Source organism: Labrys sp. (in: a-proteobacteria) (assembly GCF_047605565.1).
GTDB classification, from domain to species: Bacteria; Pseudomonadota; Alphaproteobacteria; order Rhizobiales; family Labraceae; genus Labrys; species Labrys neptuniae.
In genome coordinates, this window is the sequence record NZ_JASGFM010000078.1 from 1 (window position 1) to 9728 (window position 9728).

Here is a 9728-nt window from a genome sequence, read left to right on the forward strand (position 1 = left end):
CGCCGCGCACAATGCGCCGCAGCAGCGGCCGCCCGTGCTGCCCAGCGTCAAGCGCGTCGTCGCCGTCGCCTCCGGCAAGGGCGGCGTCGGCAAGTCGACGACGGCCTGCAATCTCGCCATTGCCCTCGCAGCGCAGGGGCTGAGCGTCGGGCTGCTCGATGCCGATATATTTGGACCATCTGTTCCAAAACTTCTCGGCCTGACCGACAAGCCCGAACAGAATGCCGACAAGAAAATCATCCCGCTCGAAGCCTATGGCGTAAAGGCGATGTCGATCGGTTTCCTGGTCGACCAGGAGACCGCGATGATCTGGCGCGGGGCGATGGTGCAGTCGGCGCTCACCACGCTGCTGCGCGATGTCGTCTGGGGCGAACTCGACGTCATGGTGGTCGACATGCCGCCGGGCACGGGCGATGCGCAACTCACCATGGCGCAGAACACGCCTTTGGCCGGCGCGGTGATCGTCTCGACGCCGCAGGATCTTGCCTTGATCGACGCGCGCCGTGGCGTCGGCATGTTCCAGAAGGTGAACGTGCCGATCCTCGGCATCATCGAGAACATGTCCACCTTCTCCTGCCCCAATTGCGGCCATGTCAGCCATCTCTTCGGCCATGGCGGTGCACGGCGCGAGGCCGAGAAGCTCGGCGTGCCCTTCCTCGGCGAACTGCCTCTGTCCATGGAGGTGCGCGAACGCTCGGATGCCGGCAGGCCGGTGACTGCGACCTTGCCGGACAGTGCCGAGGCCGGCATCTATCGTCGGATCGCGGCGCAGGTCTGGGCCGGTCTGTCGGGGGAGGGTGTTGATCAACGCCAGCCGCCGCGTATTGTCATCGAGTGACGGCCGGCCGCAACCCGCCGGAACCCGACAGCGACATCATTCGGAAATGCCTATGGAAACGCTCTCTGCAAATCCCGAGCAAGCCGCTCCTGTATCCGTGACGGCCGCCATTCTCGTCGTCGGCGACGAGATCTTGTCGGGCCGCACCAAGGACAAGAATATCGGCTACATCACCGAATTCCTCACGGGTGCGGGGGTGGACGTGAAGGAGGTGCGCGTCGTTCCCGACGAGGAGGAGCGTATCGTCGAGGCCGTCAATGCCCTGCGCGCACGCTATGACTATGTGCTGTCGACGGGTGGCATCGGGCCGACCCATGACGACATCACGGCCGATTCCGTCGCCAAGGCCTTCGGGGTCGGCATCGAGATCGACCAGCGCGCTGTCGAGGTGATGACCAGGCACTATGGCGGTGCCGCAAACCTGACGCCGGCCCGCTTGCGCATGGCGCGCATTCCGGATGGGGCCGAGCTCGTCGACAATCCCGTCTCCGCGGCACCCGGCTTCATGCTGGGCAATGTCATCGTGATGGCGGGCGTGCCCAACATCATGCAGCGCATGCTGGACAACGCCATCCTCAGGATGCGTACGGGCGCCATCACGCTGTCCGACAGCGTTTCGCCGGGGCCGGGGATCGGCGAGGGCGCCGTCGCCGAGCCGCTTGCGGCGATCGCGCTGGCTCATCCCGAAGTCTCGATCGGCTCCTATCCCTCCTTCGGCCCGGCCGGCTTCCAGACCCAGCTGGTGATCCGGGGCAAGGATGCCGCCAAGGTCGCTGCCGCCAAGGCCGATATCGAGGCGATGGTCGCCACCATCAAGCGCTGATCACCGATTTTTCCGGGATTGGCTCGTAAAATGGCGTGGAAGGGCGAAAACTGGGCTTGATCCGTTCGATTTCACCGCTATGAAGAGCGACCCGCGAACCCGCAAATTATGGCTCGTCGGATCGGAAACCCGATAAGCCATACTTTGCGGGATTTTTAACATTTGCAAAATTCACCAGCTTCATCCACCCGTGGATGAAGCTGGTGAATTTTTTGCTAGGGACCGGATCATGAACTCGCCGAAGCCCGACAAGGCCTTCCCCGTATCCTGGGATCAGTTCCACCGCGATGCGCGCGCGCTTGCCTGGCGCTTGTCCGGCAGCGGCCCCTTCAATGCCATCGTCTGCATCACGCGCGGCGGCCTCGTCCCCGCTGCGATCATTTCGCGCGAGCTCGGCATCCGCCTGATCGAGACCGTCTGCATCGCCTCCTATCACGACTACAAGACCCAGAGCGGCCTGCAGGTGCTCAAGGACGTCGACGAGAAGCTGGCTGCCAATGGCGGCGAAGGCATCCTGGTGGTCGACGATCTCGTCGATACCGGCTCCACAGCCAAGGTGGTGCGCGACCGCTTGCCCAAGGCGCATTTCGCCACCGTCTACGCCAAGCCGCTCGGCCGCCCGCTGGTCGATACCTTCATCACAGAGGTCAGCCAGGATACCTGGATCTATTTCCCCTGGGACATGGGCCTTGCCTTCCAGCCGCCGATCGCCCAGAGCACCGAGGGCTGACATCGGCGCGCTGAAAGCGCGGCGTTGGTACCAACTCTTCTCGCTCTTCTCGGGATGATATGGCATCAGCCCGGCTGCGCGATGTGCAGCCGTTCCAGTTCCTCCCAGCAATTGCGGATGATCGGCTCCGCGCTCGGGCCGACATGTTCGCGGAAATGGGCCAGCATCTCGTCCATCGGCAGGCCGAGCTCGTCGAAGCCGATCATGTAGTTGCGGATACGGTCGTGCCAGCTGATCGTATAAGGCGCGCCCATCGGTCGGTCGAAGCGGTGGATCCAGCGCAGGAAAGGCAGGCATAGGGTGCGCCCGCCTGCCTGGCGGAATTTTTCGTGAATATAGCCTTCCTCGCCGCCAAAGCCGCGGAAGAGCTTGTTGTAGCCTGGCCAGGCGGCGCGGCGGCAGGCGTAGAGGCCGAGCCCCTGCATCGGGATGTCGAAGGGCGGCGCCTCCGGATCCCTGCCAGCGGCGTCGAGCGCCCAGGTGCCATACATGCCCCCGGCCCACTCCGCCTTCCAATGAGTGGAAAGGCTCGTGAGGTCGTCGCTGACCAGCGGTCCTTGCAGCAGGTCGTTGCTGCCGGGATGCTGCTCGAAATAGTCGAGCAGCCTGGCCAGCGCGCCCGGCACCAGCAGGACGTGGCAATCGAGGCACATAACGTGCTCGCCGGCGGCTTCCTGCATCACGAAATCGCGTACGGCGGTGCCGATGCTCTCTGATACCGGAATATAGCGAAACCCGCCCGAACCCTTGGCAAGGCGTCGCAGGGCGTCGCCGCACATCCCGTTCGGATTGTTGTCGACCACCAGGAGTTCGAGATCGTCGGCGACTTCGGGATGATAGAGCCGCAAGGCCTGCAGCGTGAAATAGACCCCGTCATAGTCGTCGAACGTCGCCATGCCGATGCTCAGGCGCTTGCGCGGTGCGGCGAGGGCCGGCTTGGGGAAGAACCAGTCGCCGGCCGGACGCGCCGTTACCGCCGCCACGGCCTCCAGTTGCTGGCGCGCCTCGGTCTTGCGCTGATGGACCGCATTCGCCGCCGGCAGACCGGCATCGAGCGTGCGGCGGAGGAAGTTGTCGAGCCAGTCGCCGGGCTGGCCGAAGCGGGCCCTGACCATCGGCACCTGCCGGGCGAAATCGGTGAGCCTGGCTTCGGTCGCAGCCGATATGCGCTGGTCGGGATGCTGGGCGAGTTCGAGAAAGAAGCGGCGCCTGTCGGTCGAGATCGTCTGCAGGTCGGGTTCGGCGCCCTCATGGCGTTGCGGGATGAGGACGAGGGCGCAGGGCCACTCGGCCGCATGTCCCTCCGCCAGGGCCTCCGGCTTGATTACGGCACCCGCCTGGGTGAGGCTGGCATAGGCATCGATGAAGGCCGGCGAAGACAGGATCCGGGCCGATGCCTGCGCATGCGGCGCGAGGGCGAGCGAGCCCGGCCTCACGGACGCCTCCGCATCCCCGAGGCAGACGAGATCGTCGGCGAGGAACTGGAAGCCCTTTTCGACGAGCCAGGCTGCCAGGCCGGTTTTGCCGCAGCCGGGAGGGCCGGCAATCAGCACCACTTTGCCGTCATAGGCGACTGCCGCGGCACGCAGAACCGGGCGGATGGACGCCGCGGCCACCACGCGGCCGATCTCGTCGAGCAGGGGATGCAGGGCCTCCGGCCAGGACAGATCCTTCCAGACCAGGGCGCCGTCGCGATAGAGTTCGAGCCGGCCGTAGGCCTGGCGGTAGAGGCGCAAGGTCGCGGGTGGAGCCTCCGGCTGGCCGTCATGGGCGACATGCCAGAAATAGGGCCAGATCTCTTCGTCCAGATCGTCGGGATAGATCAGCGCGAGGTCGATGCCGCAAAGCGTGATCGAGATAGTGCTTTCGCTCATCCCTTCTCCTGTTGCCTCTTCATGGTCGGGATCCACCGCCGTGGCGTGGACGATCCGCATGGCAGGATGCAGAGCACGAGCGGGCGAGGCCTTGCAAGCCCTGGCCAAATCCGCCGGCAAGGCAATCATCGATGGCGGTGCTATGGTGCCGAATTAATTTTGCCTGTTGCCGATATGTCACCGACTTTTACTTGCCCTGAAAGTATAGCTTGTATCGCATTTTACGAGGGGGATTCGATGCGTACGATTTGCTTCGCCATAGCCGGCCTTTCTGCCTTGCTCTGCTCGACTTCGGTCTATGCCGCCGACCTGGCCGCGCAGGCCGTCGAGCCGGTTGCGCCGGTGGTAACACCTTACAACTGGAGCGGCCCCTATGTGGGTTTGCATGCCGGTTATGGCTGGGGCCGCGAGAATGACGACCAGAGCAAGCTCTTCTCGGTTACGACGACGACCACGGTTGCGCCGCAGTTCGCGGACAAGTTCGATCTCAGCGGTTTCATCGGCGGCGCCCATGCCGGCTACAACTACCAGATCAACGAGTTCGTCATCGGCGTCGAAGGCGACATCGACTACTCCAACCTGAACGGCAGCGCCCATGCCAACTATGGCGGCACGCTTCGCACACTCAAGCTGAAGACCGAGTGGCAGGGCTCGGCCCGGGCCCGTGTCGGCTATGCCTTCGACAACATCCTGATCTACGCCACCGGCGGCCTTGCCCTGGCCAATGCCAAGCTCTCCACGGCCGGTGCTGATTCCAGCAATACCCATATCGGCTGGACGGTGGGCCTGGGCGCCGAATACGCCTTCACCCAGAACTGGATCGGCCGCCTGGAAGTGCGCTACAGCGACTTCAACAAGAAGAGCTACGCGACGCCCGATGGCCGCGTGAAGGCGGACTGGAACCAGACGACGGTTACGGCCGGTATCAGCTACAAGTTCTGATTAACCGCACTGCGACGGTATGAGAAGCCCGGCTCCGCCGGGCTTTTTCGTCCGGCGCGGCGGAATTTCAAATAAGAACAATTCAAGAACAAAATGCTGGCCAACGCCTGGCTTCCCGGCTAATTTCGCGCTGAGTCGAGGATGGGAGGCAGGGATGGCAATAGATCCGAAAGTGCTCTTTGCGGACGAGGTCGTGCCGGCGACCGCGGAGGAAGCGGCAGCCCTGGACGGCATCATCCGCGACTGCGATGGCGATCCCTACAAGGCGGCGCTGACCTTGTACCGCCTGTTCACCCTGCAGTCCGCGATCGTCGAGGCGAGGGGACGAGCGGAGGAGGGGAGCGCGGACTGAGCATTGCAGTCCGGCGCAGCGTTCAGGCGTGGCTGCGAGGCGGCTCGATCAGCACGATCTGGCATTCGGCGGTCAGCGCCTCCGGACAATGCTCGACCCCGTGCGGCACGATGATGAAATCGCCCTCCTCGACGACTTCGTCGCGGTCGCGGAAGCGCATGAGCAGGCGGCCCTTGTGCACCAGCAGGAAGGCATCCTCCCTGGCGTTGAAATGCCAGCCGGATTCGGCCTCGACCTTGGCGAGCTTGATCTCGATGTCGTTGATCCGCCCGGCAATCCGGGGCGAAGCCGTGTCGGCAAAGGCGCCGAAAGCTGAGGTAAGGCTCTGCTTGTGATAGGGGGAGAGATGGTTGTTGATCTCCGCCACGTCCCGCATGATGGAGGCAAGCTGGCCTGCCACATCCTTGCTCTCGGCCGGATAGCGCCCGTCGAGCGCGGCGGTCCCGATGGTGAAGCCCATGCCGCCCGCTTGCTTCACCGCCGCGATCTGGCCGGGCGTCTCGATCGATCCGGCCATGTAGACGGGCTTGGACACCGCGGCGCACACGGCCTGCATCAGCGCTGGCACATCTTCCCTCGAGCGATAGGCCAGCAGGTCGAGGCCGTGCACGCCTTCATGGGCGGCGAGCTTGCGGGCGCTGGCAACGATCTCCTCGATGCTGCCCTCGAGCACGCTGGGATGGCCGCTGATGCGGCCGGGGAAGGGGCAGTAGCGGATCCGGGTGCCCCTGACGATCGCCGACACCTCCTCGACATGCGTGCCGCCAAGCAGGATATCGACACCGATCTCGACAGCGGCCCGGGCCGAGGCGAGTTCGCTGTCGCGATCGAGGGAGACCACTTCGAGATAGGAGGTCGCACCACCCGCCCGGATCATCCGGCTGAGGTCCTTGAGCCGCTCGATCGGCAGGCCGATATCCTTGAAGCCGATATGGCGGATCCCGAGTTTCAGTGCCGTTTGAAGATGCATGTCCGCATCCTCGACAGTCTGGTCGTTGCGGGTGAGCATGAAGATGAAGCGAAGACCCATCAGGAGACCCTCTCTCTTTCAGTATCGGCTTTGGCCGCAATGAGACGCCGGGCATAGGCGATGGCGGTCATGAGGCTTGCAGGATCCGCGATGCCCTGTCCGGCGATGTCGAACGCCGTGCCATGATCGGGGCTGGTGCGGATGAAAGGCAAGCCCAGTGTGATGTTAACGCCCCGATCCAGCCCGAGATATTTGATCGGAATGAGCCCCTGGTCGTGATATTGGGCGACCACCACGTCGAACCGGCCGCGCCGGGCCTGGAAAAACACGGTGTCGCCGGGCCAGGGGCCGCTGGCGTCGATGCCCTCGCGGCGTGCCGCCGCGATGGCCGGCGCGATGATCTCGATCTCCTCGCTGCCGAACAGGCCGCCTTCGCCGGCATGGGGATTGAGGCCGGCGACGGCGATGCGTGGCGCCGGAATGCCGAGCGCCCGCCCGCCTTCATGCGCAAAGCGGATCGCCGCCATCTGGGCTGCGAAATCGGCCTGTTCGATGGCAAGGCGCAGCGCGGTATGAATGGTGACGAGAACTGTCCGGATCTCGTCATTGGCCAGCATCATCGCCACCCGCGCGGCTCCGCCGTGGGCGGCCAGGATCTCGGTATGGCCTGGGTAGGACAGGCCCGCTGCCGCCAGCGCTTCCTTGTTGATCGGGGCCGTGACGATGCCTGCCACCGTGCCCGTTCTGGCGGCGCCGATGGCTGCCAGCAGCGCGTCATGGGCAGCCTTGCCGCAAGCCGCGCTGATCCGGCCGGAAGGCGGCGCTTCTCGGATGTCGCAGGCGTCGACGACATCGATGACATCAGGGCTGAACCGGGCCTTCTCCGGCTCGGCGATGCTGCGAACCCGCAATGCCAGGCCAAGGCGGGCCACGGCATCGGTCATCACGCCGGCGCTGCCATAGACGATACAGCGCCCGCAGCCCCCGGCAAAGGCCTTGGCGATGATCTCCGGCCCGATGCCGGCGGCATCGCCCATGGTGATGGCAAGCGGCGAGGGGGCTTCAGCTGGGACAATGGGAGGCTGCTCTCCACCGGACAGGCCTGCGATTTCGGAAGGAACTGTTTGCATGACCCGATTATCGAGGAAAACAAGTTCGAAAAAAGCGATAGTTTCTAACCGATATCGGTGATATCAGATCACCAATGGATCGCTCCGTCATTCCCTCCCTCGATGATTTGCGCGCCTTCGAGGCCACGGCGCGGCTGGGCTCGGTACGCCTGGCCGCCGACACGCTGGCACTGACGCATGGCGCAGTCAGCCGGCGCATCGCCAAACTCTCGGATGATCTGGGCTTCCAACTGTTCGAAAAGAGCGGCCGCGGCCTCAAGCTGACGGCGGCGGGCGAGACGTTGTTCCTGACGGTGAACCGTTTCTTCGGCGAATTGCGCAGCACCGTGCAGGGCCTGCGCGCCGCGGCGACGCAGGACGATGCCCTGGTGCTGTCCTGCGAGCCCTCGGTGGCGATGCGCTGGCTGATCCCGCGCCTGGGCGGCTTCCAGGCGGCCCATCCCGCGATCGCCCTGCATCTTTCGGTCGGCGGCGGTTCGATCGATTTCGCGCGCGAGCGCATCGACCTCGCCATCCGCCGCCTCGACTTCGCCATGCCCGAGACCTGGCAGGTCCGGCGCCTGTTCGCCGAAAAGGTCGGGCCGGTGATGGTGCCCGACCGCCTCGCCGATTTCGAGGAGGGCGCCTATATCGGCCTCGGCAGCAGGACGCGCCCCGACGCCTGGCCGACATGGCTGGCGCGCCACCCCCACCGGCCGCGCCCGCAGGAAACCCGCTTCTACGACCACCATTTCCTGATGATGGAAGCGGCCTCGGCGGGCCTGGGTGTGGCCCTCGGCCCGCTGGTATTGGCAACCGACGACCTCAAGCGAGGCCGCCTCACCGCGCCCGCCGGTTTCTGGGCCGACGGCACGCATTACGGACTGGTCTGGCCGGGCGAGCGAGAACTGGGTGCGAAAGGCGAGCAGTTGATGGCCTGGCTCGTGGCGGAATGTCAGAAGTCGTTCGGTTAGCGAACCGTTGAATCGGCCGCTGGAGCGGGCTTGATGCCGGTATGCTGCTCGGCAGAGGGACCATAACGGCGCTCTCGTACGGCGTGGCGCGCTCGATGACATCCGTAGGAAGTTCGCATGCAAGCGTTGGGGGAACGGGGTGTCCGCAGGGTGTCCCTGGGCGCTACCCGCGATACAATCGCCGAAACACAGGACTCGTCATCATGACCCGTTTCATAGCGGCTCTGCTCGCTCTTCTGTGCGCAGGGCCTGCTTTCGCCCAAGCCCAGGCCAGGGGTACGCCGACATTGTCTATCGACAAGTCGGGTTCCTCCCGATGTCTCTACCTGTGGGATCTCGACAGTTCCAACGCGACGGACAAGGGAGTCCCCTTTGGGTGTTTGGACGAAAAGGGCGCATGGAACCTCCCGGCCACTCTTCGCAACGTTACGGAGATCGACGAAACCACCCTTCGCGGGTTCGGCTATAGGGGCGATGGTATCGCCAGGACATTGAGTTCGGTTACTTCCCTGAACGGGCGCCCGACGTCGGGATGGACGCTCAGCCAGTGGCAGGCCATCCTTCCCGCCGCTACCTCGCTAGGTGATTATCTGGATTGGGCGATCTTTCAGTCCCTCATCGATGCGAACGCCAACGGCAAGGTAACCTTCACCCTTGGGGCTGGAACCGCTCGCTTCAACAGGGCGCTCAAGGCCTGCTCCCAAACGCTGACGATTGCCGGTGCTGGCGACAAGCAGACGGTCCTTCAGTATGACGGCGGCGTTAACGGCATCGAGGTCTGCGTCAACTCCCCTGACACCGGGAGGACTCAGAACCCCATCTTTTTGAGCGACTTGGAACTTCGCCAGACCACACCGGGCAACACCGCTATCGGCCTCTACGGCAAATGGATCCCCGGCTCTATTGGCGGGAAGATCGACAATGTTCGTGTCGATAATTTCAATCAGGCGATTGAAGTGTGGAGCGCGGGCGGCTGGGACATCAACCACTTGTTTGCATCCTCGGGGGTGCCTGCAGGCGGGGCCGTTGGCGACGGCTTCCGGCTGATGGGCAACTCGGTCTTCGTGGTCCACATCGATAACTCCCAGACGCAGGGGTTTGCCGATGGCTGGCACT

General features: G+C 64.4%; 10 protein-coding genes. 7 read left to right on the forward strand and 3 right to left on the reverse strand.

The genetic code is table 11. The features are described 5' to 3' along the window. From QM672_RS32215 to gpt, 3 genes are all read left to right on the forward strand, one after another. Positions 1-838: Mrp/NBP35 family ATP-binding protein (locus QM672_RS32215; RefSeq protein ID WP_415087347.1), on the forward strand; the 838-nt coding region annotated here is incomplete at its 5' end. Between the two features lie 52 nt (positions 839-890). Next, positions 891-1661 (forward strand): competence/damage-inducible protein A, encoded by a 771-nt coding sequence (locus QM672_RS32220; RefSeq protein WP_415087348.1) that lies wholly within the window; start codon positions 891-893, stop codon positions 1659-1661. A 229-nt stretch (positions 1662-1890) separates the two neighbouring features. Then, on the forward strand, positions 1891-2391 hold the full coding sequence (gene gpt / locus QM672_RS32225) for a xanthine phosphoribosyltransferase (RefSeq protein WP_105862778.1): 501 nt from the start codon (positions 1891-1893) through the stop codon (positions 2389-2391). Positions 2392-2456: 65 nt separating this feature from the next. Here the strand turns inward: gpt and QM672_RS32230 are convergent, their stop codons facing one another. Beyond that, the gene (locus tag QM672_RS32230) at positions 2457-4265 is read right to left on the reverse strand and encodes a glycosyltransferase (RefSeq protein WP_415087349.1); all 1809 of its coding nucleotides are present in this window, start codon (positions 4263-4265) and stop codon (positions 2457-2459) included. A 237-nt stretch (positions 4266-4502) separates the two neighbouring features. Between QM672_RS32230 and QM672_RS32235 the strand changes: the two genes are divergently transcribed. Both QM672_RS32235 and QM672_RS32240 read left to right on the forward strand, forming a co-directional pair. After that, positions 4503-5207: an outer membrane protein gene (locus QM672_RS32235; protein WP_415087350.1), complete on the forward strand. Its 705-nt coding sequence runs from the start codon at positions 4503-4505 to the stop codon at positions 5205-5207. A gap of 154 nt (positions 5208-5361) precedes the next feature. Beyond that, the gene (locus QM672_RS32240) at positions 5362-5559 is read left to right on the forward strand and encodes a hypothetical protein (protein ID WP_311938888.1); all 198 of its coding nucleotides are present in this window, start codon (positions 5362-5364) and stop codon (positions 5557-5559) included. A gap of 22 nt (positions 5560-5581) precedes the next feature. On the opposite strand, the gene QM672_RS32245 is transcribed toward QM672_RS32240, so the two are convergent. Then, positions 5582-6589, reverse strand: coding sequence for a cupin domain-containing protein (locus tag QM672_RS32245; protein ID WP_415087351.1), 1008 nt, complete (start codon positions 6587-6589; stop codon positions 5582-5584). After that, on the reverse strand, positions 6589-7659 hold the full coding sequence (gene pdxA / locus QM672_RS32250; RefSeq protein ID WP_415087352.1) for a 4-hydroxythreonine-4-phosphate dehydrogenase PdxA: 1071 nt from the start codon (positions 7657-7659) through the stop codon (positions 6589-6591). Before pdxA ends, QM672_RS32245 begins: the two co-directional genes overlap by 1 nt. A gap of 74 nt (positions 7660-7733) precedes the next feature. Here pdxA and QM672_RS32255 point away from each other — a divergent pair, with 74 nt between their 5' ends. Next, the gene (locus tag QM672_RS32255) at positions 7734-8612 is read left to right on the forward strand and encodes a LysR family transcriptional regulator (protein ID WP_415087353.1); all 879 of its coding nucleotides are present in this window, start codon (positions 7734-7736) and stop codon (positions 8610-8612) included. A gap of 203 nt (positions 8613-8815) precedes the next feature. Further along, the coding region (locus QM672_RS32260; RefSeq protein WP_415087354.1) for a hypothetical protein at positions 8816-9728 on the forward strand (913 nt) is incomplete at its 3' end.

Excerpts from the sequence above, each read along its gene's own strand:
- QM672_RS32220 (WP_415087348.1), top strand. The coding sequence starts at position 891 with ATGGAAACGCTCTCTGCAAATCCCGAGCAAGCCGCTCCTGTATCCGTG.
- gpt (WP_105862778.1), top strand. The coding sequence starts at position 1,891 with ATGAACTCGCCGAAGCCCGACAAGGCCTTCCCCGTATCCTGGGATCAG.
- QM672_RS32230 (WP_415087349.1), bottom strand. The coding sequence starts at position 4,265 with ATGAGCGAAAGCACTATCTCGATCACGCTTTGCGGCATCGACCTCGCG.
- QM672_RS32235 (WP_415087350.1), top strand. The coding sequence starts at position 4,503 with ATGCGTACGATTTGCTTCGCCATAGCCGGCCTTTCTGCCTTGCTCTGC.
- QM672_RS32240 (WP_311938888.1), top strand. The coding sequence starts at position 5,362 with ATGGCAATAGATCCGAAAGTGCTCTTTGCGGACGAGGTCGTGCCGGCG.
- QM672_RS32245 (WP_415087351.1), bottom strand. The coding sequence starts at position 6,589 with ATGGGTCTTCGCTTCATCTTCATGCTCACCCGCAACGACCAGACTGTC.
- pdxA (WP_415087352.1), bottom strand. The coding sequence starts at position 7,659 with ATGCAAACAGTTCCTTCCGAAATCGCAGGCCTGTCCGGTGGAGAGCAG.
- QM672_RS32255 (WP_415087353.1), top strand. The coding sequence starts at position 7,734 with ATGGATCGCTCCGTCATTCCCTCCCTCGATGATTTGCGCGCCTTCGAG.